Below are 23,108 nucleotides of genomic sequence, written 5' to 3'. Positions count from 1 at the left end.
AATTTGCCTGGCGGCTTTAGCGCGGTGGTCCCACCTGACCCCATGCCGAACTCAGAAGTGAAACGCCGTAGCGCCGATGGTAGTGTGGGGTCTCCCCATGTGAGAGTAGGGAACTGCCAGGCATCAATCAAGAAGAACCCCGTACCGTAAGGTGCGGGGTTTTTTGCTTTGTGCGCCGGAAAATACCGGGTGGCGGCACCGCCTGACCGTGCCTACAATTGTTAAAACGATTTTAACAATGGTGCCGCTTTGACACGTCCCTTTGATTACCAAAAAGATTTTGCCAACATTAATTTCCGTGACCATGCAGAGCTGTATCAGGTGGGGCGGGGAGAGCAGGGTGTGCTCATGGTGGAACCCTACAAAAGCGAGATCCTTCCGCACTGGCGATACAAAGATGCTGAAGTGGCAGCGCGATCGGCAAAAGAAATTTACGCCCTGTTTGAAGAATATCGTCAGCAAAACGACTTTGTGGGTATGGATATGGCGCGTAAATTCATTCAGATGGGCTATACGCGCGCCAGGCGATACGCCAATCATAAAGGCGGTAAAAAGTACGATGAGAAGCGCCAGGTAAAACCGCTGGATTGCGATCCCGTAAAGGCCGAAGCCGCCGCGGTCTTCAAAAAGTGGTGGGATAAAATTCGTGCAGATGAAGATTATTTGCAGCGAAAAAAGGCGCATCAGCAGAAGTGGGGATAATTACTACGTCCGCTAATAATTCGAGACCTGATCGAGTTCACAAAACGTAATGAAACATATTAGAAACATTTTATTTACCTAACGATTCGTTTTAAATCCGGTTTTACTGTTTGTGGGCAATGGCCCGCAATGTGAGACAGGGGATTTTAAAATGACAGAAACCGTAGCCAGTGCAGATACGGATAACACCAATTTGGCAGGTAAGGATAGCCGTCGTCGGGTTTGGGCAATCGTTGGGGCCTCCTCGGGGAACCTCGTAGAGTGGTTTGACTTTTACGTCTATTCATTCTGTTCACTCTACTTTGCGCATATCTTTTTCCCGTCCGGGAATACCACCACTCAGCTTCTGCAAACCGCAGGCGTTTTTGCCGCCGGGTTCCTGATGCGCCCTATCGGTGGATGGCTGTTCGGCAGGATCGCAGACAGAAAAGGGCGCAAGACCTCCATGCTCATCTCCGTATGCATGATGTGCGTCGGCTCGCTGGTGATTGCCTGCCTGCCCGGATATGACACTATCGGAACATGGGCACCCGCGTTGCTGCTGCTGGCACGTCTGTTCCAGGGGCTGTCGGTCGGTGGGGAATACGGCACCAGTGCGACATACATGAGCGAAGTGGCGGTTGAAGGCCGAAAAGGTTTCTATGCATCATTCCAGTATGTGACCCTCATTGGCGGACAGCTGCTGGCGTTACTGGTTGTGGTGATCCTGCAACAAATCCTTAGCGATGAAGATTTGCACGCCTGGGGCTGGCGCATCCCGTTTGCTATGGGCGCTGCCCTGGCGGTTGTCGCCCTGTGGCTACGCCGTCAGCTTGATGAAACCTCTCAACAGGAGGTCAGGGCGCTGAAAGAGGCGGGCTCGATGAAGGGGCTCTGGCGAAACCGCAAAGCATTTTTGATGGTGTTAGGTTTTACCGCCGCGGGCTCGCTAAGTTTCTATACCTTTACCACCTACATGCAAAAATATCTGGTTAACACCACGGGCATGCATGCAAACGTTGCGAGCGTCGTTATGACGGTGGCGTTACTCGTCTTTATGCTTATCCAGCCGATTGTCGGCGCGCTGTCGGACAAAATAGGTCGCCGCACCTCCATGCTGATCTTTGGCGGCATGCTCACCCTGGGTACCGTTCCGCTTTTGACTGCGCTACAGCAGACAACGTCGCCGTATGCCGCTTTCGCGCTGATCATGGTGGCACTCATTATTATCAGTTTTTACACGGCAATCAGCGGCATTTTGAAAGCGGAAATGTTTCCCGCACAGGTGAGGGCGCTGGGTGTTGGCCTCTCTTATGCGGTCGCGAATGCCCTGTTTGGCGGTTCGGCGGAGTATGTCGCGCTATCGCTTAAGTCGTGGGGCAGTGAAACGACCTTCTTCTGGTATGTCACCGTAATGGGAGCGCTGGCGTTTATTGTCTCGCTGATGCTGCATCGCAAAGGAAAAGGTATCCGCCTTTAATAATGTGCCATCTGCCAGACGGCGTAGCCGGTTGTTGCGCCGGCTACATCCCAGGCGAAATCTTTCCAGCTCCAGCCGCTCCCTGCGGGGCGGCTATCCCATAGTTCTTTTGATGCCCCAAGGCCCACTGAGAACATCAACCCTATCGCCGCGCTACGGTCCCGGCTGTATCCCTGATGCTGCGCGTACTCATTACCGGCTGCAGACAGCATAGCGGAAGCGAGGAAGTGTTGTGCTTTGTCCTGACCGGACCAGCTATCATTGGCCATATGACTGCAGCCAGTCAGAAAGAAAGCGCTCAGTAACAGAGGAATACGCATCAACGGGCTCCATAAAAAAGCCCTGCGGGTAACAGGGCCTGGACATTACAGAATTCGGCTGATAAGTCGGTCAATACGGATACGACGCAAGCGGCGAATCAGCTTGCGAACTTTCACCGGATAATCGGCAATGCTCTGCAGCTCGCGGTAATGATTAACCACCGTGGTGTGCGTGCGAATCAACTCCAGTTCACGCTCACGCTGTGCGGCTAACTCATGCTGCGGGTCATGGATCAGGATCGCGTTTTCCAGATCCAGTCTCCACGCGCGCGGGTTCAGGTTATTACCGGTCAGCAGCATCCACTCATCGTCGACCCACATACCTTTCAGATGGTAACTGTTGTCTTCATCTTTCCACAGACGCACAACCAACTGGTCAGTGTTTACGTAATACTGTAAACGGCTCAGGAAGCGGCGCAGGTTAATTTCATAAAGATAAGGCAGCGCACCGATGATTTTGAACGGCTGATCTTCAGGAATGAAGAAGTCGTTCGCCGTTTTATCCCCGACGATAATTTCCACTTTTTTACCATCGCGCAGCAGCTGAATGATATTACGCACCAGTACGGCAGGAAGGTTAAAGTACGGCGTGCAGATGGTGAGCTTTTGCTCCGCGCACGGCATCAGATGGAAGATCGTTTTATTCAGCAGGCTTGATTTGCCAAGCCCAACCAGCGGAGTAACGGATAACTCTTCGTTGTTTGCGTCGCCCTGAAAATGGTAAACAGCATCGCGGAGCTCCTGGCGGAAGGCGCGAACATCGTTTTTGATTTCCGGGCTCTTAGGGCGCTCGGGATCGTCAAGGCGATTAACGCCACGGCCATGTACCAGGTTTTTATCAACCCAGTTAAACATGATATCGGCCATCTGAGGATTACGGATCAGATGGTAGCGGTCATAGCGATATTTATCGAGCTGATGAAGATAGACATCATTGAGGCTTGCGCCGCTGTAAAGCACGCTGTCATCGATGATGAATCCTTTAAAATGAAGGACGCCGAGCGCTTCGCGGGTATTCACCGGGACGCCATAAACAGGTACATCGACGCCAGGATTTTCCTGCGCCGTGCGGCAATACCAGTCTGCATTGGTGTTTGAAGCGGCCGCGCCAATACGGCCACGCTGGGCGCGATGCCAGTCAACCAGCACGCGAACATCCAGTTCCGGACGCTGACGTTTGGCTTCATAGAGCGCGTTCAGGATCGCACGCCCGCCTTCATCTTGTTCAAGATACAGGGCCACAATGCAAATGCGTCGCGTGGCACTGGCAATCTTTTCCAGAAGCGTCTCCCGAAAATGAGCGGGAGCGTAAAAGAACTCTACATCATCAACTGACTGAGAAATCTTCGGTAGTTGAGCAAGGTGTTGTTGATGTTTATTACGCTTAAATTTTGACAACATCACAGTGCGTTTCTTCTCTGTTCATTGAAGGGTTGTCTGTACCATGCAAACAACATAAGCGGACAATGATACCACCAGTCCCGTCCAAAGTGGGTAACATTTCCAGTAGCTTACTCGGGTTTGTCTGCTGGTGTCAGGCCGAGGGATAAGGCGACAATACCTTCGTCCAGCTGAATATCAACGTCAAATCCGAGTTTTCGCGCCAGGGTCACCATACCGCGATTGTTCGGCATAGTAATGCTATTCAGGCGTAACAATCCGTGATCTCGCGTATAACTGATGAGTTTTTCCAGCAGTCGTCTGCCCAGACCCAGGCCTTTAAGATCGGAGCGCACCAGCACAGCAAATTCCGCGTCAATGTTATCCGGATCGGAAATTGCGCGCGTCACGCCGAGGATCTCATCGCCCCGATCGGAACGTCGAACGGCGACAAACGCCATCTCTCGATCGTAGTCGATCTGGGTCATATTGGCTAAATCATCGTGGGTAAATTCGTTGATTTCGCTAAAGTAGCGATAATAGAGATCTTCTTTCGTAACCTGAGAAATAAAGGCACGCAGCTGCGGTTCATCTTCCGGCAGAATAGGGCGGAACAGGGCGCGTTCCCCATTCTTCATCTCGACCCACTCCTCCAGCTGCAGAGGATACGGACGGATCGCCAGGCGGCTCTCTCTGTCCCCTTCAAATGGCGCGATATCCAGCGTTACGTCCAGCGCCGTAAACTCAGTGCCGGAGGCGAGCAGCGGATGGATATCCAGCCGCTGGATCTCCGCACAATCTACAACCAGGTTAGACACCTGCACCAGGAATTGACTCAACCCGGCAATATCGAGCGGACGCAGGGCGCTGCGGCCACGGATCTTTTTGCTTTTAATCGCCTGAATGATCAGATAGCGCGCCAGATTCATGTTCAGCGGCGGTAGCGCCACCGCGGCCTGTTCCTCTGGACGCCACTCAACGCCGCCTTCCCCCAACATAATGAGCGGGCCGAAGACAGGATCGTGTTCAACCACCACCCGCAGTTCCTGGGCGCCCGCGCGGTGAGCCATGCTTTGCACCAGCAGTCCGTGGATCCGGGCCTGCGGCCAGGCCATTTTGACGCGATCGAAAATGGCATCGGCTGCCTGCTGCACCTCCGTTGCCGTACGCAGGTACAACATGACCCCCTGAACGTCAGACTTATGCGGGATATCGGGGGAACGAAGCTTAAGGGCGACCGGGTAGCCAATCTGTTCGGCTATATGTACGGCCTCAGCGCTGTCGCTGGCGATCCAGGTTGGCAGAGTTTGCATCCCGTAGCTGCCCAGTATGGGCTGCACTTCATGCGTATCAAGCGAGGTCGCGCCTTCTTCAATGGCCTGCTGTAACAGCCGATGAACGTCGACGGTGTTCGCCGTCAGGTTTCCGGGCAAGGCAGGTGTCTCACGCAGCTGTTTCTGGTTGCGGCGATATTCCACCATATGCATAAATGCCGTGATGGTGCCTTCCGGCGTGCGGTAGGTTGGCAGTCCGGCTTCACTGAACAAGCGTCGCGCCTCCTGAGAGGAAAACTCACCGCACCAGTTGGTCAGCAGGGTGACATATTTGCCGCGCGGATGATTTCGTACCGCCTCAATCAGCGCCCGCGCGCTTTCACTGCCCGGCGCGGCCGCGCTGGGGGAGTGGATAATCATCAGCGCATCGAAATCCTGGCTGTCCAGCAAAATGGAGATTGCCCTGATATAGCGATCGCTGCTGGCATCATCGCGCAAATCAAGCGGATTGCCGGGCGTCACGCTTGCCGGAAGCGCCTCTCTGAGGCGTTGCAGCGTCTCTTCACCCAGCGTGGCCAGCTTGCCGTTACGCAGCCAAAGCTCATCCAGCGCCAGCGCGGCAGGGGCCGCGCCATTGCTGACAATCATTAACTTCTCGCCGCGCAGCGGACGCATGTGGCTCAACGTCTCAACGGCGGAAAAAAGCTCGTGTGTATCCTGCACCCGCAGCAACCCCGCGCGCTGAATGGCAGCATCCCAGGCCGGATCCATACCGGAATGAGACTGCAGCAGACGCTGTGCCGCAGGGCTGCGACCGCTTTTGATAACGAGGATCGGTTTATTGCGCGATGCGCTACGCGAAGCGGAAACAAAACGACGGGCGTCGCTCAGGTGCTCAAGATAAAGGAGGATTGCGCTGGTTTTGCTGTCTCGCGCCAGGAAATCCAGCAGTTCGTCAACGTCAATATCCAGGCTGTCGCCCAGAGCAATGAAGTAGGAGAATCCCATTTCACGCTGCTGCGCCCAGTCAAGGATGGTGTTTGAGACCGCAGCCGACTGCGAGATAAACGCCAGCTTGCCTTTACGGATCGGCACCGGGGAGAAGCTGGCGTTCAGCCCCTGCCAGGGCGCGAGCAGACCCAGGCTGTTCGGCCCGAGAATGCGCATCTGATAGCGGCTGGCACAGGCCAGCAGTTCGGGCTGCTGTTCAGGCGGAGACGAGAGAATAATGCAGGTTTTACATCCTTTCTTGCCGAGTGACTCCAGCAGTTCCGGATTGCGTTTGGCGTTTGTACACAGAACGGCGAGATCCGGTACGAAAGGCAGGCTCTCCACGTCCGGCCAGGCAAGCACGCCCTGAACGGCCTTATAAGACGGCGTGACGGGCATAACGGGACCGTTAAATCCTCCGGCCAGCAGGTTGCGCATCATCAGATAGCCTGCACGATCCGGTTTCATTGATGCGCCGATGACGGCAATGGATTTAGGACGGAGTAGCGCTTCTAACCCTCTCTGGCTCATGCAGGCCTCCTGTGAATGCAAGCGACCTGATGATTTTAAACGCTTTCTGTCTCCGTTGCTGTGATGCTGCCCTTATGAACGGTTTTTCCCGCCAGATAGCGCTCCCGGAAGCATGAGAAATGGTTGCTCAGGGCGCCAGCTGCAGCGGTATCTCCTGCTAAATCCAGTAGCGCAATGGCGACTTCGGCAGTGCAGTATTGCCCGTCAGCATGCGCTTCGCGCAGGCGGTAGGCCGAGACGCGGGAAAGATCGACAGAAATAACCGGCAGAGCGTCGAGGTAAGGGCTTTTGCGAAACATTTTCCGCGCTTCGGTCCAGGTACCGTCCAGCATAATAAACAGCGGTGGTTTGCCAGATGGCGGCGCGGTAAGGACCTGACGCTGTTCTCCCGCATAAGATGCCGGGAAAACCACCATCGGCTGGTAGTCCGGGCTTGCCACCTGGTCGAGCAGAGCCTGAGGTGGCTCAGTGCGCGACCACTGAAACGCGGCGGTATCCGGCAGAATATCGGCAATAAGACGCCCCGTATTACTGGGCTTCATCGGCTCGGTATCGAACATGACCAGACAAAAGCGGCTCTCCGCAGTACTTGGGGCCAGCGTCTCGCACAGACACACCTTCAGCGGCAGCAGGCAGCGCTGACAGCGACGTATGCGATTGCCACGAGCAAGAAAGGGGCGAGTCGCGCGCGCAAGGCGTTCGGCGCGTAATTTAAGGACAGCGTTATCAGTCATGGGCGAAATGGAGGAAAAACCCTATTTTCGCAGAGGCGGGAACGGGGCACAAGGTGTGCCCCGGGAATGTTACAGCGATTCGTTTAACCAGCTATCAAAAGGTGCTTTTGGAACCGCACCGTTGAGCATATCGATCACTTCACCATTTTTGAAAATCATGATGGTCGGGATACTGCGAATACGAAAACGTGCGCTTAGCTCGCGTTCGGCCTCGGTATTAACCTTAACGAACCGCATTTTTCCGCTGCGCTCTTCGGCCACATCTTCGAAGATTGGCGCGAAGCTGCGGCACGGACCGCACCATGGCGCCCAGAAATCGACCACCACCGGGAGATCGTCCTTGAGGAGTTTGTCCAGCGTAGCACCCGTCGCGTTAATGACATCGCCATCAAACAATTCATGGCCACAACGTCCGCATTTCGCACCGTCATCCATCCGATCGTCCGGAATGCGGTTTAAAGCCTGACAGTTGGCACATACGGTATTCATAACTAACCTCTGATAGAGCCGTGGGACAGCGGCAGAACGCCGATAATGTTTCTGATATGTTACATATTATCAGTGAGCCTGTATGAAACGACAATGCGTTTTATTCAATGGGAACAATAGTCACAGGCTTTTGTACGAAATTATGGCTATGCGCTGGCACATCGGGTAATCTGCGCGCTTCGCGCAGCGCTGGTGGAGAAAAGCATGAACGACGAAATGAAAAACAAAAGCGGCAAGGTCAAAGTGATGTATGTCCGCAGTGATGATGACTCTGATAAACGCACCCAAAATCCGCGTACCGGAAAAGGTGGCGGGCGTCCAGCGTCCTCTCGTGCAGACGGTGGCCGTCGCCCCGCCCGCGATGACAGAAATAACCGCGGTGATGACCGCAAACGTGATGACCGCAAGCGTGACGATCGCAAGCGCGATGACCGTCCGCGTGATGACTTCTCACGTGATAACGCCTCTCCGTGGCGCACCGTTTCTCGCGCCCCTGGCGATGAGACGCCGGAAAAAGCCGATCACGGCGGTATCAGCGGTAAAAGCTTTATCGACCCGGAAGTGCTGCGTCGTCAGCGCGCGGAAGAGACCCGCGTATATGGCGAGAACGCCTGCCAGGCGCTGTTCCAGAGCCGTCCTGAGTGTATCGTCCGTGCCTGGTTTATCCAGAGCGTGACCCCGCGCTTTAAAGAAGCGCTGCGCTGGATGGCGGCGAACCGCAAAGCCTACCATGTGGTTGATGATGCTGAACTGACAAAAGCGTCCGGTACCGAGCACCACGGCGGCGTCTGCTTCCTGATTAAAAAACGTAACGGCACGACAGTTCAGCAGTGGGTCAGCCAGGCAGATGCCGATGACTGCGTGCTGGCGCTGGAAGACGTGGGCAACCCGCACAACCTGGGCGCAATGATGCGCAGCTGCGCGCATTTTGGCGTGAAGGGCGTGCTGCTGCAGGATGCCGCGCTGCTGGAATCCGGCGCCGCGATCCGTACTGCGGAAGGCGGAGCCGAGCACGTACAGCCGATCACCGGCGACAGCGTTCTGGATGCCCTCGAGCAGTTCCGTAAAGCGGGCTATTCCATCGTGACCACATCCAGCCATGCCGGTACGCCGCTGTTTAAAGCGACGCTGCCGCGCAAGATGGTGCTGGTGTTGGGTCAGGAACGTGATGGTCTGTCTGATGCGGCGCTCTCCAGTTCGGATCTGAGCGTCTCCATCGACGGGACGGGCAATGTGGAAAGTCTGAACGTATCCGTTGCGACCGGCGTGCTGCTGGCCGAGTGGTGGCGTCAGAATAAGGCATAAGCCTCTTATGTGCCGGGCCTGACCCGGTACATTCAAACCCTACTCGCTCTCTGCCGGTAACACAGGCATCCAGTCAATTGGCGTTTCGCCACGTTTTTCCAGCCATTCATTTGCCAGAACAAAATGATTACTGCCAAAGAAACCGCGATGGGCAGAAAGCGGTGACGGGTGCGGTGCCTTCAACACGTGATGACGCTGACGATCGATAATTGCCCCTTTCTTCTGCGCGTGAGAACCCCAGAGTAAAAACACGACCCCTTCACGATGCTCGTTGATAAGGCTGATAACTTTATCGGTAAAAGTTTCCCACCCAAGGCTGGCGTGCGAGTGCGCCTGGCCCGCCCGTACGGTGAGCACCGTGTTCAATAACAGCACGCCCTGGCGCGCCCAGCTTTCCAGATAACCGTGGTTGGGGCGGGTAAACCCGGGCACGGTTCCCTCAAGCTCTTTATACATGTTGAGCAGAGAAGGGGGGATCGCCACGCCTGGGCGTACGGAAAATGCCAACCCGTGCGCCTGCCCAGGGCCGTGATAGGGATCCTGGCCCAGAATGACGACTTTCACATCGCTCAACTCGGTATAGCGAAACGCGTTGAATACATCTTTTTGCGGCGGATAAATCGTTTGCCCGGACTGACGCTCAGCGGCAACGGTACTGAGCGTATTGATAAAATAAGGCTGCTGCTTTTCTTCTGCCAGCACGTCATGCCAGGTTAAAGGTGTCGTCATGTCGCTCTCCTGCGAATCTCAATCTGTCACTAGCTTACCTGTTTAACGCTTGTGAGCAAAATTAGGCGCTGAAATGCGTGCTAAGTCGTTAAATTTATTTTGAAATGATGCAGATTAAGTTGAGCTGATGGAGGTGTGAAATTGATCTAAAGCAATAAATTCAAACCACACACTTTATGTGGTTGGTGTTTTTGTTGATTTAAATCAATAAATCGCCGTGGTGTGAATGATATATATACACACAAGAAACAATGGTTTTACCAATTGGCCGCGTAAGGCCAGCATCAGTTAATGTAGCCTAAGGGAGGCAACACATGATTACAGGTATCCAGATTACCAAAGCGGCAAATGACGATCTGCTCAACTCTTTCTGGCTGCTGGACAGCGAGAAAAATGAAGCGCGCTGTGTGGTTGCGAAAGCGGGTTTTGCTGAAGATGAAATCGTGCCGGTGAATAAACTGGGCGAAATCGAATACCGCGAAATCCCAATGGAAGTGCAGCCGGAAGTGCGCGTTGAAGGGGGTCAGCACCTGAACGTTAACGTGCTGCGCCGCGAAACGCTTATGGATGCCGTTGAGCACCCGGAAAAATACCCACAGCTGACTATCCGCGTGTCTGGTTATGCGGTTCGCTTTAACTCACTGACTCCAGAACAGCAGCGCGACGTTATCGCCCGTACCTTTACTGAAAGCCTGTAAGGCTTCAGCCACGGGGGGGAACAAAAAAGCCGGGGATTACCCCGGCTTTTTCTTACTCTTCAGTCTTCGTTTCCTGCGCGGCAGCGCTTGGCTTACGACGCTTACCAATGTTTTTGGTATCGCGGTGGCGCTGCTTCACGCGCGGCTTCTCTTTTTCTTTCTCTTTTCTCTCAGCACGTTTCGCGAGCGCTTTCTTGGACGGTTTACCCGTCATTTTTTCACTCGGCGCACGTGTGGTTGGGCGCAAGCCATCAATAACGCGCGCTTTCAGCGGCTCGTCAACATAGCGGCCAATTTTCTGCAGCAGCAGGTAGTCATGCGCTTCAACCAGTGAAATTGCAATCCCTTTGCGGCCCGCGCGACCGGTACGGCCAATGCGGTGCAGGTAGGTATCTCCGCTGCGCGGCATATCGAAGTTAATGACATGGCTCACGTCAGGGATGTCGATCCCGCGGGCGGCAACGTCTGTTGCGACCAGCACGTTAACGCGGCCATCGGTCAGGCGCTTAATGCCTTCGGTACGCTTGATCTGCGCCATCTCACCTTCAAGATAGCAGTTGTTGATCCCGGCGTTGCGCAGCATTTCAGCCAGCTCGTGCACGCGCTCGCGCTTACGCACAAACACGATAGTGCGGGTTGCGTCTTCCTGCTTCAGCAGGTGCTTGAGCAGCTCAACCTTATGCTCAAGGTTGTCCGCACGGTAATACCACTGATGGATTTTTTTACGCTCTCGCGTGGATGGCGTCGCAGAGACTTCCACCGGATCTTCCAGCAGACGCTCTGCGAAGTCTTTAATCGCATCCCCTTCAAGGGTGGCAGAGAACAGCATCGTCTGGTTACGCCAGCGCGTTTCACCTGCAATATGCTCGATATCCTGCGCAAAGCCCATGTCCAGCATGCGGTCCGCTTCGTCGAGGATCAGCGTTTCTACCGCGCGGCAGTCGAAGTTCTCTTCTTTAATATACTGCAGCAGGCGGCCCGTCGTCGCGACGACGATGTCCTGGTTTTCGCTGAACACTTCGGCGTGGTTCATATACGCAACGCCGCCGGTGATGGTGGCGATATCCAGATGCGTATTCGCCGCGAGTTCACGCGCGTGATCGGCAACCTGCATGGCCAGCTCGCGCGTAGGCGTCAGGATCAAAATACGCGGCGGGCCAGATTTTTTACGTGGAAAGTCGAGCAGGTGCTGCAACACAGGCAGCAAATAGGCTGCTGTCTTCCCCGTGCCGGTTGGCGCAGAACCGAGCACATCGCGGCCCTCAAGCGCAGGCGGAATGGCCGCTGCCTGAATGGCGGTCGGGCGTGTAAAGCCTTTGCTCTCAAGAGCATTGAGCAGGCTTTCATCGAGTTCAAGTTCGGAAAAAGTCGTTACAGTCATGTTCTACCTCTGTGTGGGGCGCTGATTATAGACGTTACGGCTGTAATCTTCATCTGTTTGTATGGATATCGCTTTGCGGCCACTTCGCTTTCCCCTATGCTACTCCAGTTTCACTTAGAAGGTTGCCCTGACATGTCTCAACTCAAAGCGCAGCTGCGCCGCGATGGTTTTACGTTTAAACAATTTTTTGTCGCTCACGATCGCTGTGCCATGAAAGTCGGTACAGACGGCATTTTACTGGGAGCATGGGCACCTGTCGCAGGTGTTAAGCGTATTCTTGATATCGGTACCGGCAGCGGGCTGGTGGCCTTGATGCTGGCGCAGCGTACTGAAGAGCATGTCACTATTGATGCCGTTGAGCTGGATGCGCAGGCCGCAGGGCAGGCGGGTGAAAACGCGGCCGAGTCACCCTGGGCTGACCGGATAACCGTTAAGTGTGCGGACGTGCTGGCCTGGGCGCCAGAGCAGACGGCGCGTTACGATCTGATTGTCAGCAACCCCCCTTACTACGAGCCCGGCGTGGAGTGCGGTACACCGGAACGTGAACAGGCGCGCTATACCGGTTCACTCGATCACAAAGCGCTGCTCGTCAACGCGGCTGAACTTATCTCAGAAGAGGGCTTTTTCTGCGTGGTGCTGCCAGAAAGTACGGGCAACACGTTTATCGCTACCGCGCAGGAGATCGGCTGGACGTTACGTTTGCGAACTGACATCTCTGATACGGAAGGCCGATTGCCGCACCGCGTGCTGCTGGCGCTTTCGCCAAAAGAGGGTGAGTGTTTTAATGACCGTATGGTGATCCGTGGGCCAGACCAGCGTTATTCCGAAGATTACACGGCTCTGACCCAGGCGTTTTATTTGTTTATGTAAACCTGCGGGGCGAGTATCGACGGGCCGGACTCAGCAAGCCGATCCGGGTAGTCGAGTGTGTAGTGCAAACCGCGGCTCTCTTTACGCATCATCGCGCAGCGAACAATCAGCTCGGCAACCTGCACCAGATTGCGCAGCTCCAGCAGATTATTGGAGACGCGGAAATGGGCATAATATTCATCAATTTCCTGCTGCAGCATCGTAATGCGGCGCAACGCGCGTTCCAGACGTTTCGTGGTGCGCACAATCCCAACGTAGTCCCACATAAACAACCGTAGCTCGTGCCAGTTGTGCTGAATCACTACCAGCTCGTCCGGGTTCTCCACGCGGCTTTCATCCCAGGCCGGTAAACGCTCTGTTTCACGGGCGTAAGGCATGCGCTTCGTGATGTCCTCCGCCGCTGACCAGCCGTACACCAGACATTCAAGCAGCGAGTTAGACGCCATACGGTTCGCGCCGTGTAGCCCGGTATAGCTGACCTCACCAATAGCATACAGACCGTCTACATCAGTGCGTCCGTGATCGTCAACCATCACGCCGCCGCAGGTATAGTGGGCGGCTGGCACAATGGGCACCGGATCGCGTGTTAAATCAATGCCAAGATTGAGCAGCTTTTCGTAAATCATCGGGAAGTGCTGGCGAATGAATTCTGCCGGCTTATGGCTGATATCGAGATACATGCAGTCCACGCCAAGGCGCTTCATTTCGTGGTCGATGGCGCGGGCAACTATATCACGCGGCGCCAGTTCACCGCGGGCGTCAAAGTCCGGCATAAAGCGGGTACCGTCAGGGCGTTTCAGATAAGCCCCTTCGCCGCGCAGGGCTTCCGTCAGCAGGAAATTTCGCGCCTGAGGGTGGAACAAGGCAGTGGGGTGAAACTGATTAAATTCGAGATTCGCCACGCGGCAGCCGGCGCGCCAGGCCATAGCGATACCGTCCCCGGAAGCGATATCCGGATTCGTGGTGTACTGATACACCTTAGAGGCGCCACCTGTAGCCAACACCACAGCCTTCGCCTGACAGGTTTCCACCTTCTCTTTATTACGGTTCCAGACCCACGCTCCCACCACGCGACGCGTGCCGGGCAGGCCTATCTTGTCGGAAATGATCAGATCAACCGCGTTGCTCCGCTCAAGGACCCGGATGTTAGGATGGTTCAGCGCTTTGCTGACCAGCGTGGTTTCCACTTCTTTTCCGGTAGCATCCGCGGCGTGCAGGATGCGGCGGTGGCTATGGCCGCCTTCACGCGTTAAGTGGTAGCTCTCTTCACCGTTGGGCTGAACCTGAGTATCGAATAAAACACCCTGATCGATAAGCCACTGAACGCAATGGCGGGCATTGCTGGCCACAAACTCTGCCGCGTGTGCATCCACGATCCCGGCCCCGGCAATCAGCGTATCTTCCACATGTGATGCAATGCTGTCGGTCTCGTCAAATACCGCGGCAATGCCGCCCTGAGCATAAAATGTGGAGCCTTCACTTATCGGGCCTTTGCTCAGAACGATAACGTTCTGATGTTCAGCCAGGCGCAGCGCCAGAGAGAGACCGGCAGCGCCGCTGCCGATGATCAATACATCACAATGAAGTTCAGGTGTTGTGTTCATGATTGTTGTTTAATTTACTAAACAGTGTTGGGGCAGAATAGCACCTGAATGCGAGATATCGCACGTTTTTTTTAATGAAAGTTGCAATGACTAAACGCACTGACAGGGGTAAACGAAGGGTAAATAAATGAAATTATTTTGCGAAGCAGATCGTTAGCGTCAGATTTTGTGGTGAAATAAAGCCTGTGTTGCGTTACTCTTCTGGCGGGAAAAAGATGTTTCTTGTCAGAAAGTGGTGCGTATCGTGAACAGACTTATAATGAGAGAAAATGAACGGTCTGCGGCGCGATGAACAAAAACAAAGGCGTTACGGAACTTATTGAAGATCAGACACTCTAAGCTGGTGCTTGCTCAAAGTGCGGTAGTTATAGAGTGGCGTTTCGATAACGCGTGGAATTTAGGTTTGGGGAGACATTACCTCGGATGAGCGAGCAGTTAACGGACCAGGTCCTGGTTGAACGGGTCCAGAAGGGAGATCAGAAAGCCTTTAACCTACTGGTGGTGCGCTACCAGCATAAGGTGGCGAGTCTGGTTTCCCGCTATGTACCGTCAGGTGATGTACCTGATGTGGTGCAAGAGTCTTTTATTAAGGCCTATCGCGCGCTGGAATCTTTCCGGGGAGATAGTGCTTTTTATACCTGGCTGTACCGTATTGCTGTCAATACGGCAAAGAATTACCTGGTTGCTCAGGGTCGTCGTCCGCCGTCCAGTGATGTAGACGCTATCGACGCCGAAAACTTCGAAAGTGGCGGTGCGCTGAAAGAAATTTCGAACCCTGAGAACTTAATGTTGTCAGAAGAACTGAGACAAATTGTTTTTCGCACGATCGAGTCACTCCCGGAAGATTTACGCATGGCAATTACGTTACGGGAGCTTGATGGTCTGAGCTATGAAGAGATAGCCGCTATCATGGATTGTCCGGTCGGCACGGTTCGTTCACGAATTTTCCGTGCGCGAGAAGCTATTGATAATAAAGTTCAACCGCTTATCAGGCGTTGACGATAGCGGGATACTGGAAAAGGTATTAGGCATGCAGAAAGAAAAACTTTCCGCTTTAATGGATGGTGAGACGCTGGATAGTGAGCTGCTCAACGAGCTGTCTCATTCTCCCGAAATGCAAGAGACCTGGGAGAGTTACCATCTCATCCGTGACACGCTGCGCGGTGATACCGGAGAGGTTCTCCATTTCGATATCTCAGCCCGCGTGATGGCGGCCATCGAGAATGAGCCTGTTCATCAGACCACTCCGCTGATTCCTGAAGCGCAACCCGCACCGCACCAGTGGCAGAAAATGCCGTTCTGGCAAAAAGTGCGTCCGTGGGCCAGCCAGCTCACCCAAATGGGGGTGGCTGCATGCGTATCGCTTGCAGTTATCGTTGGCGTCCAGCACTATAATACTCAGTCTGAAACTAATCAGCAGCCAGAAGCGCCAGTGTTTAACACACTGCCGATGATGGGCAAAGCCAGCCCGGTAAGTCTGGGCGTACCGGCTGATGCCTCCGCCAGCGGCGGTCAGCAACAGCAGGTTCAGGAGCAGCGCCGTCGCATTAATGCGATGTTGCAGGATTATGAGTTGCAGCGTCGTCTGCACTCTGAACAGCTTCAGTTTGAGCAGGCCCAAACTCAGCAAGCTGCTGTGCAGGTGCCCGGAAACCAAACTTTAGGAACGCAATCGCAGTAATGAAGCAACTTTGGTTCGCCATGTCTCTGATGGCGGGTAGCCTGTTCTTCTCTGCTAACGCCTCGGCTGATGTTTCATCCGGGGCGTTGTTGCAGCAAATGAATCTGGCCAGCCAGTCACTCAATTACGAGTTGGCATTTATCAGCATCAACAAGCAGGGCGTCGAGTCGTTACGCTATCGCCATGCCCGTCTTGATAACCAGCCGCTCGCCCAGCTTTTACAGATGGATGGCCCGCGTCGGGAAGTTGTCCAGCGTGGCAACGAAATCAGCTATTTCGAGCCCGGTCTGGAGCCTTTCACGCTGAATGGCGACTATATCGTTGATTCTCTACCGTCGCTTATCTATACCGACTTCAAACGACTTGCCCCTTACTATGATTTTATTTCGGTAGGGCGTACCCGTATTGCAGACAGGCTGTGTGAAGTGATCCGCGTGGTTGCGCGCGATGGCACACGCTACAGCTATATCGTCTGGATTGATGCGGAAACCAAGCTGCCGATGCGCGTGGATCTGCTCGACCGCGACGGCGAGACGCTTGAACAGTTCCGCGTCATCTCCTTCAGCGTGAACAATCAGGTTGGCAACAGCATGCAGAATCTGGCGAAGGCCAGCCTGCCGCCGCTGCTTTCTGTTCCTGCAGGGGACTCCGCTAATTTCAACTGGGTTCCTTCCTGGATACCGCAAGGCTTTAGCGAAGTGTCCAGCAGCCGTCGTCAGTTGCCCACCATTGATACGCCGGTTGAATCACGCCTCTATTCCGATGGCTTGTTCAGCTTCTCGGTGAATATCAACCGCGCAACGGCAAACAGCGCTGAACAAATGCTTCGTACCGGGCGTCGTACGGTCAGCACCACGGTTCGCGATAACGCAGAAATCACGATTGTGGGGGAATTACCTCCGCAGACGGCGAAGCGCATTTCAGACAGCATTAAATTCAGGGCCGCACAATGATTAAAGAGTGGGCGACCGTCGTCTCGTGGCAGAATGGTATTGCGCTGGTCAGCTGTGATGTTAAAGCCTCATGCAATAGCTGCGCATCCCGAGCCGGTTGTGGCAGTCGCGTGCTGAATAAGTTAGGGCCACAGACATCGCATACGATCTCCGTGCCGAGCGAACAGCCGCTGGTGGCGGGTCAGAAGGTGGAACTGGGCATTATGGAAGGCAGTCTGCTGAGTTCCGCGATGCTGGTCTATCTTTCCCCGCTGGTGGGGCTGTTTGTCATGGGCGGCCTTTTTCAGATGCTGTTTGGTACCGACGTGGCCGCCATGTGCGGTGCTGCTTTGGGTGGCGTAGGGGGATTCTGGCTTGCCAAAGGCATCTCACCGAAGCTCGCCGCGCGCGATGAGTGGCAGCCCGTTATTCTGAGCGTTGCGCTGGCGCCTGACCAACTTCGCGTCGAGACGCTCTCTTCTGAGGCCCGGTGATCCACCGGGCTTTATCATTATTTACATCTCAAAAAAGAAAACGCCATTTCTTCGCGCTATGCTTGGCTCTAAGTGCATTTCCAGGTTGCGGGTATGTAGTGTAGAATGCTGCGTTTTCGCACTGAAAAACGTCAGGCTAAGAACAGCGGCCTCCAGGAATTCGTAAGGCATAATTATTTAACTATATGAAGAACATACGTAACTTTTCGATCATTGCTCACATTGACCACGGTAAGTCGACGCTGTCTGACCGTATTATCCAGATTTGCGGTGGCCTGTCTGATCGTGAAATGGCAGCCCAGGTACTGGACTCCATGGACCTGGAACGCGAACGCGGTATCACCATCAAAGCGCAGAGCGTGACGCTCGACTATAAAGCTTCTGATGGCGAAACCTATCAACTGAACTTTATCGACACCCCAGGCCACGTTGACTTCTCCTATGAAGTATCACGCTCGCTGGCGGCCTGTGAAGGTGCGCTGCTGGTGGTCGATGCCGGGCAGGGTGTTGAAGCCCAGACCCTGGCGAACTGCTACACCGCGATGGAAATGGATCTGGAAGTTGTGCCGGTTCTGAACAAAATCGACCTGCCAGCCGCCGATCCTGAGCGCGTGGCGGAAGAGATTGAAGACATTGTCGGCATTGACGCGACCGACGCCGTACGCTGCTCCGCGAAAACCGGTGTGGGTGTGACCGACGTGCTGGAACGCCTGGTACGTGATATTCCGGCCCCGGAAGGCGACCCGGATGGTCCATTGCAGGCGCTGATCATCGACTCCTGGTTCGATAACTACCTGGGCGTGGTCTCACTGGTGCGTATCAAAAACGGCACCATGCGTAAAGGCGACAAAATCAAGGTTATGAGTACCGGACAGGTCTACAACGCAGACCGTCTGGGTATCTTCACGCCAAAACAGGTTGACCGTACCGAGCTGAAATGCGGCGAGGTGGGCTGGCTGGTCTGCGCGATTAAAGACATCCTCGGCGCGCCAGTGGGCGATACCCTGACCGGCGCGCGTAACCCGGCAGACAAAGCGCTGCCTGGCTTCAAAAAGGTGAAACCGCAGGTTTACGCGGGTCTGTTCCCGGTCAGTTCTGACGATTACGAAAACTTCCGCGATGCGCTCGGCAAGCTGAGCCTGAACGATGCCTCCCTGTTCTATGAGCCAGAAAGTTCAACGGCGCTGGGCTTCGGCTTCCGCTGCGGCTTCCTCGGCCTGCTGCACATGGAGATTATTCAGGAGCGTCTGGAGCGTGAATACGATCTGGATCTGATCACCACCGCACCAACGGTAGTCTACGAAGTAGAAACCACCTCGAAAGAAGTGATCTACGTCGACAGCCCGTCCAAGCTGCCGCCGCTGAACAACATTCACGAGCTGCGCGAGCCTATTGCAGAATGTCACATGCTGCTGCCGCAGGAGTTCCTGGGGAACGTTATTACGCTCTGTATTGAGAAGCGTGGCGTGCAGACTAACATGGTTTACCACGGTAACCAGGTGGCGCTGACCTATGAAATCCCTATGGCGGAAGTGGTACTCGACTTCTTCGACCGTCTGAAGTCTACCTCCCGTGGCTATGCGTCACTGGATTACAACTTCAAACGTTTCCAGGCCTCCAACATGGTGCGCGTGGACGTGCTGATCAACGGCGAGCGTGTGGATGCGCTGGCGCTGATCACCCACAACGACAATGCGCCGTACCGTGGCCGCGAGCTGGTTGAGAAGATGAAAGATCTGATCCCGCGTCAGCAGTTTGACATTGCGATTCAGGCGGCCATCGGTAACCACATCATTGCCCGCTCAACCGTGAAGCAGCTGCGTAAAAACGTTCTGGCGAAGTGCTATGGCGGTGACGTCAGCCGTAAGAAAAAGCTGCTGCAGAAGCAGAAAGAAGGTAAGAAGCGTATGAAGCAGGTCGGTAACGTTGAGCTGCCGCAGGAAGCATTCCTTGCCATTCTTCATGTCGGTAAAGACGGCAAATAACCTTTAAGGAGTTGGCATGGCGAACATGTTTGCCCTGATCCTGGTCATCGCTACGCTGGTGACAGGCCTGCTGTGGTGCCTGGATAAGTTTATCTTCGCCCCAAAACGCCGTGAACGTCAGGCTGCCGCGCAGGCAGCGACTGGCGATGCGCTTGACGCGAAAACCCTGAAGAAAGTTGGCCCGAAACCGGGCTGGCTGGAAACGGGCGCGTCGGTGTTCCCGGTGCTGGCGATTGTGCTGGTGGTACGTTCGTTTATTTATGAGCCGTTCCAGATCCCATCGGGATCAATGATGCCAACGCTGCTGATCGGTGATTTTATTCTGGTTGAGAAGTTTGCCTACGGCATTAAAGATCCGATTTACCAGAAAACGCTGATCGAAACGGGGCATCCGAAACGTGGCGACATCGTGGTGTTTAAATATCCGGACGATCCGCGTCTGGATTACATTAAGCGCGCGGTGGGTCTGCCGGGTGATAAAGTGACCTACGATCCGGTTGCGAAGGAAGTCACCGTTCAGCCGGGCTGCAGCTCCGGTACCGCGTGTGAAAACGCGCTGCCAATCACCTACTCAAACGTTGAGCCAAGTGATTTCGTGCAGACTTTCGCCCGTCGTAACGGCGGTGAAGCGACCAGCGGGTTCTTCCAGGTGCCAAAAGGTGAAACCAAAGAGAACGGCATTCGTCTGGTTGAGCGCAAAGAGACGCTGGGCGATGTCACTCACCGCATTCTGACCGTGCCAATCGCGCAGGACCAGGTGGGGATGTATTACAAACAGCCGGGTCAGCAGCTGGCCAGCTGGATCGTACCGCCGGGACACTACTTCATGATGGGCGATAACCGCGATAACTCCGCGGACAGCCGTTACTGGGGCTTTGTGCCGGAAGCGAATCTGGTGGGTAAAGCAACCGCGATCTGGATGAGTTTTGAGAAGCAGGAAGGCGAGTGGCCGACCGGCGTGCGCCTGAATCGTATTGGCGGAATCCATTAATTCTCAGGAAAAGAACACGTAGCCGCGTTATTTCGCGGCTACGTGAATTATTTCCTCGATAAATCTCTTTGAACTAACGACATCCCCTGTCGTTGTGTATAGAATATTCCCCCGAAGTTTAAGGTTGGCCCTGCAAGGGTGCCACGGCACACGAAACCGCGTTGGTTTTCTCAGGTCGGTTTCGTGTGCTGCATTTTTGACGCATTCATTTATTGGTATCGCATGAACCCCATCGTAATTAATCGGCTTCAACGGAAGCTGGGCTACACTTTTCATCATCAGGAGTTGTTGCAACAGGCATTAACCCATCGCAGTGCCAGCAGCAAACATAATGAGCGTCTCGAGTTTCTGGGTGACTCTATTTTAAGTTTCGTGATTGCGAATGCGCTTTATCATCGTTTCCCGCGCGTGGACGAAGGTGATATGAGCCGCATGCGCGCCACGCTGGTGCGCGGCAACACCCTCGCTGAAATCGCGCGCGAATTTGAACTGGGCGAATGTCTGCGTCTTGGGCCGGGTGAACTGAAAAGCGGCGGCTTCCGTCGTGAATCTATTCTTGCCGATACGGTCGAAGCATTAATTGGTGGCGTGTTCCTGGACAGCGATATCCAGACCGTAGAAAAGCTGATCCTTAACTGGTATCAGACCCGTCTGGACGAAATTAGCCCGGGCGATAAACAAAAAGATCCGAAAACGCGCCTGCAGGAATATTTGCAGGGCCGTCATCTGCCGCTGCCATCCTATCTGGTGGTGCAGGTGCGTGGCGAAGCGCACGATCAGGAATTTACCATCCATTGCCAGGTCAGTGGCCTGAGTGAACCGGTGGTGGGCACAGGTTCAAGCCGCCGTAAGGCTGAACAGGCTGCCGCCGAACAGGCGTTAAAAATGCTGGAGCTGGAATGAGCGAAGAAAAAACCTATTGCGGATTTATTGCCATCGTCGGACGTCCGAACGTCGGCAAATCCACCCTGCTGAATAATCTGCTTGGGCAGAAGATTTCCATCACCTCGCGTAAGGCGCAGACCACGCGTCACCGCATTGTCGGCATCCATACTGAAGGCGCGTATCAGGCAATCTACGTCGATACCCCTGGCCTGCACATGGAAGAGAAGCGTGCCATTAACCGTCTGATGAACAAGGCGGCGAGCAGCTCCATCGGCGACGTAGAGCTGGTGATTTTCGTAGTGGAAGGCACCCGCTGGACGCCGGACGACGAAATGGTACTGAACAAGCTGCGTGACGGCAAAACGCCGGTGATCCTCGCGGTCAACAAAGTTGACAACGTGCAGGAAAAAGCTGACCTGCTGCCGCACCTGCAGTGGCTGGGCAGCCAGATGAACTTCCTGGATATCGTTCCGCTGTCTGCTGAGACCGGCCTGAACGTCGATACCATCGCAGGCATCGTACGTAAGCACTTGCCAGAAGCGATTCACCACTTCCCGGAAGATTACATCACCGATCGCTCTCAGCGCTTTATGGCGTCTGAAATCATCCGTGAAAAGCTGATGCGTTTCCTGGGCGCCGAGCTGCCGTACTCTGTGACGGTGGAGATCGAGCGTTTCCAGAGCAACGAGCGCGGTGGCTACGACATTAACGGCCTGATCCTCGTCGAGCGTGAAGGGCAGAAGAAGATGGTGATCGGCAACAAAGGCGCCAAGATCAAAACCATCGGTATCGAAGCCCGTAAGGACATGCAGGAGATGTTCGAAGCGCCAGTTCATCTGGAACTGTGGGTGAAGGTGAAATCTGGCTGGGCCGATGATGAGCGTGCTCTGCGCAGCCTCGGTTACGGCGAAGATCAGTAACTCAAGACGACGAGTATAATGGAAGGTTGGCAGCGCGCCTTCGTTCTCCATAGTCGTCCCTGGAGCGAAACCAGCCTGATGCTGGACGTCTTCACGGAAGAGTCGGGCCGCGTGCGCCTTGTTGCGAAAGGCGCACGTTCCAAACGTTCTAATCTGAAGGGTGCCCTACAGCCTTTTACGCCGCTGCTGGTTCGCTTTGGCGGGCGAGGGGAAGTCAAAACCTTGCGCAGCGCTGAAGCCGTCTCTCTGGCGCTTCCCCTTTCTGGCATCACGCTCTACAGCGGTCTGTATGTCAACGAGCTCATCTCCCGCGTCCTTGAACATGAGACTCGCTTCTCGGAACTTTTCTTCGATTATCTGCACTGTATCCAGGCACTGGCGGGTGCGACCGGCACGCCCGAACCCGCCCTGCGTCGTTTCGAACTGGCGCTGCTGGGCCACCTCGGGTACGGCGTGGATTTTCTGCACTGCGCAGGCAGCGGTGATGAGGTGGAAGACACCATGACCTACCGCTACCGCGAAGAAAAAGGCTTTATTGCCAGCGTCGTCGTTGATAACAGTACTTTTACCGGACGCCAGCTCAGAGCACTTTATGAACGCGAGTTTCCGGACGCCGACACCCTGCGCGCAGCAAAACGCTTTACCCGGATTGCCCTCAAGCCGTATCTTGGCGGCAAGCCCTTAAAGAGCCGCGAATTATTCAGGCAGTTTATGCCCAAACGTTAGACCACAGCATCAGAAAGAAAACCGAGGA

23 protein-coding genes and 1 rRNA gene are annotated in these 23,108 nt (G+C 54.7%); 16 read left to right on the top strand and 8 right to left on the bottom strand.

Annotated features, from left to right (window positions below):
- Window positions 1–6: 6 nt before the first annotated feature.
- From rrf to APT89_RS12685, 3 genes are all read left to right on the top strand, one after another.
- Window positions 7–122, top strand: a 5S ribosomal RNA gene (rrf, locus tag APT89_RS12695).
- Between the two features lie 127 nt (window positions 123–249).
- Window positions 250–702: a DUF4385 domain-containing protein gene (locus APT89_RS12690; RefSeq protein ID WP_041908646.1), complete on the top strand. Its 453-nt coding sequence runs from the start codon at window positions 250–252 to the stop codon at window positions 700–702.
- Window positions 703–853: 151 nt separating this feature from the next.
- Window positions 854–2,161 carry an MFS transporter gene (locus APT89_RS12685; RefSeq protein ID WP_060572553.1) on the top strand — a complete coding sequence of 436 codons (1,308 nt, stop codon included), beginning with the start codon at window positions 854–856 and terminating at the stop codon, window positions 2,159–2,161.
- Here the strand turns inward: APT89_RS12685 and APT89_RS12680 are convergent.
- From APT89_RS12680 to trxC, 5 genes are all read right to left on the bottom strand, one after another.
- Complete coding sequence (locus APT89_RS12680; RefSeq protein WP_045260160.1) at window positions 2,158–2,481, bottom strand: YfiM family lipoprotein; 324 nt, start codon at window positions 2,479–2,481, stop codon at window positions 2,158–2,160. The two genes, APT89_RS12685 and APT89_RS12680, sit on opposite strands and share 4 nt — an antisense overlap.
- Before the next feature lie 45 nt (window positions 2,482–2,526).
- Entirely contained in the window at window positions 2,527–3,882 is a 1,356-nt protein-coding gene (pssA, locus tag APT89_RS12675) for a CDP-diacylglycerol--serine O-phosphatidyltransferase (RefSeq protein ID WP_023331103.1), read from the bottom strand.
- Window positions 3,883–3,992: 110 nt separating this feature from the next.
- Window positions 3,993–6,656: a bifunctional acetate--CoA ligase family protein/GNAT family N-acetyltransferase gene (locus APT89_RS12670; protein ID WP_060572551.1), complete on the bottom strand. Its 2,664-nt coding sequence runs from the start codon at window positions 6,654–6,656 to the stop codon at window positions 3,993–3,995.
- A 35-nt stretch (window positions 6,657–6,691) separates the two neighbouring features.
- The gene (tapT, locus tag APT89_RS12665) at window positions 6,692–7,390 is read right to left on the bottom strand and encodes a tRNA-uridine aminocarboxypropyltransferase (protein WP_041908656.1); all 699 of its coding nucleotides are present in this window, start codon (window positions 7,388–7,390) and stop codon (window positions 6,692–6,694) included.
- Between the two features lie 69 nt (window positions 7,391–7,459).
- Window positions 7,460–7,879 carry a thioredoxin TrxC gene (gene trxC / locus APT89_RS12660; protein ID WP_028014108.1) on the bottom strand — a complete coding sequence of 140 codons (420 nt, stop codon included), beginning with the start codon at window positions 7,877–7,879 and terminating at the stop codon, window positions 7,460–7,462.
- A gap of 204 nt (window positions 7,880–8,083) precedes the next feature.
- On the opposite strand from trxC, the gene APT89_RS12655 reads away from it, so the two are divergent.
- Window positions 8,084–9,184 carry a tRNA/rRNA methyltransferase gene (locus APT89_RS12655; RefSeq protein ID WP_041908658.1) on the top strand — a complete coding sequence of 367 codons (1,101 nt, stop codon included), beginning with the start codon at window positions 8,084–8,086 and terminating at the stop codon, window positions 9,182–9,184.
- 39 nt (window positions 9,185–9,223) lie between these two features.
- On the opposite strand, the gene ung is transcribed toward APT89_RS12655, so the two are convergent.
- Window positions 9,224–9,913, bottom strand: coding sequence for a uracil-DNA glycosylase (gene ung / locus APT89_RS12650; protein ID WP_023333064.1), 690 nt, complete (start codon window positions 9,911–9,913; stop codon window positions 9,224–9,226).
- Between the two features lie 314 nt (window positions 9,914–10,227).
- Between ung and grcA the strand changes: the two genes are divergently transcribed.
- Window positions 10,228–10,611 carry an autonomous glycyl radical cofactor GrcA gene (gene grcA / locus APT89_RS12645; protein WP_006176733.1) on the top strand — a complete coding sequence of 128 codons (384 nt, stop codon included), beginning with the start codon at window positions 10,228–10,230 and terminating at the stop codon, window positions 10,609–10,611.
- Window positions 10,612–10,663: 52 nt separating this feature from the next.
- Here grcA and srmB read toward each other — a convergent pair whose 3' ends face one another.
- Window positions 10,664–11,992: an ATP-dependent RNA helicase SrmB gene (gene srmB / locus APT89_RS12640; RefSeq protein ID WP_041908660.1), complete on the bottom strand. Its 1,329-nt coding sequence runs from the start codon at window positions 11,990–11,992 to the stop codon at window positions 10,664–10,666.
- 132 nt (window positions 11,993–12,124) lie between these two features.
- Here srmB and trmN point away from each other — a divergent pair, with 132 nt between their 5' ends.
- The gene (gene trmN / locus APT89_RS12635) at window positions 12,125–12,862 is read left to right on the top strand and encodes a tRNA(1)(Val) (adenine(37)-N(6))-methyltransferase TrmN (RefSeq protein WP_028014104.1); all 738 of its coding nucleotides are present in this window, start codon (window positions 12,125–12,127) and stop codon (window positions 12,860–12,862) included.
- On the opposite strand, the gene nadB is transcribed toward trmN, so the two are convergent.
- Complete coding sequence (gene nadB / locus APT89_RS12630; RefSeq protein WP_045630975.1) at window positions 12,847–14,466, bottom strand: L-aspartate oxidase; 1,620 nt, start codon at window positions 14,464–14,466, stop codon at window positions 12,847–12,849. The two genes, trmN and nadB, sit on opposite strands and share 16 nt — an antisense overlap.
- Before the next feature lie 343 nt (window positions 14,467–14,809).
- Between nadB and rseD the strand changes: the two genes are divergently transcribed.
- The 10 genes from rseD to recO all read left to right on the top strand — a co-directional run bounded on the left by rseD (window position 14,810) and on the right by recO (window position 23,080).
- Entirely contained in the window at window positions 14,810–14,893 is an 84-nt protein-coding gene (gene rseD, locus APT89_RS24795; RefSeq protein ID WP_231940818.1) for a rpoE leader peptide RseD, read from the top strand.
- Complete coding sequence (rpoE, locus tag APT89_RS12625; protein ID WP_028014102.1) at window positions 14,890–15,465, top strand: RNA polymerase sigma factor RpoE; 576 nt, start codon at window positions 14,890–14,892, stop codon at window positions 15,463–15,465. The genes rseD and rpoE overlap by 4 nt, the downstream gene beginning before the upstream one ends.
- A 31-nt stretch (window positions 15,466–15,496) precedes the next feature.
- Window positions 15,497–16,147 (top strand): anti-sigma-E factor RseA, encoded by a 651-nt coding sequence (gene rseA / locus APT89_RS12620; protein WP_014832926.1) that lies wholly within the window; start codon window positions 15,497–15,499, stop codon window positions 16,145–16,147.
- The gene (gene rseB, locus APT89_RS12615; RefSeq protein WP_041908666.1) at window positions 16,147–17,100 is read left to right on the top strand and encodes a sigma-E factor regulatory protein RseB; all 954 of its coding nucleotides are present in this window, start codon (window positions 16,147–16,149) and stop codon (window positions 17,098–17,100) included. The genes rseA and rseB overlap by 1 nt, the downstream gene beginning before the upstream one ends.
- Complete coding sequence (gene rseC / locus APT89_RS12610) at window positions 17,097–17,573, top strand: SoxR-reducing system protein RseC (RefSeq protein WP_041908668.1); 477 nt, start codon at window positions 17,097–17,099, stop codon at window positions 17,571–17,573. The genes rseB and rseC overlap by 4 nt, the downstream gene beginning before the upstream one ends.
- A gap of 185 nt (window positions 17,574–17,758) precedes the next feature.
- Window positions 17,759–19,558, top strand: coding sequence for a translation elongation factor 4 (lepA, locus tag APT89_RS12605; protein WP_028014099.1), 1,800 nt, complete (start codon window positions 17,759–17,761; stop codon window positions 19,556–19,558).
- A gap of 16 nt (window positions 19,559–19,574) precedes the next feature.
- On the top strand, window positions 19,575–20,549 hold the full coding sequence (gene lepB, locus APT89_RS12600) for a signal peptidase I (protein ID WP_047364182.1): 975 nt from the start codon (window positions 19,575–19,577) through the stop codon (window positions 20,547–20,549).
- 222 nt (window positions 20,550–20,771) lie between these two features.
- On the top strand, window positions 20,772–21,452 hold the full coding sequence (gene rnc / locus APT89_RS12595) for a ribonuclease III (RefSeq protein WP_003860711.1): 681 nt from the start codon (window positions 20,772–20,774) through the stop codon (window positions 21,450–21,452).
- On the top strand, window positions 21,449–22,354 hold the full coding sequence (era, locus tag APT89_RS12590) for a GTPase Era (protein WP_028014097.1): 906 nt from the start codon (window positions 21,449–21,451) through the stop codon (window positions 22,352–22,354). The genes rnc and era overlap by 4 nt, the downstream gene beginning before the upstream one ends.
- A gap of 18 nt (window positions 22,355–22,372) precedes the next feature.
- Window positions 22,373–23,080 (top strand): DNA repair protein RecO, encoded by a 708-nt coding sequence (recO, locus tag APT89_RS12585; protein ID WP_028014096.1) that lies wholly within the window; start codon window positions 22,373–22,375, stop codon window positions 23,078–23,080.
- The last annotated feature ends 28 nt before the right edge of the window (window positions 23,081–23,108 follow it).

The sequence above is a fragment of the Enterobacter sp. 50588862 genome (assembly GCF_001462935.1).
In the GTDB taxonomy this organism is placed as follows: Bacteria; Pseudomonadota; Gammaproteobacteria; order Enterobacterales; family Enterobacteriaceae; genus Enterobacter; species Enterobacter bugandensis.
Note: the sequence above shows the minus strand (reverse complement) of the source record. Positions and strands in the feature narration are given on the sequence as shown.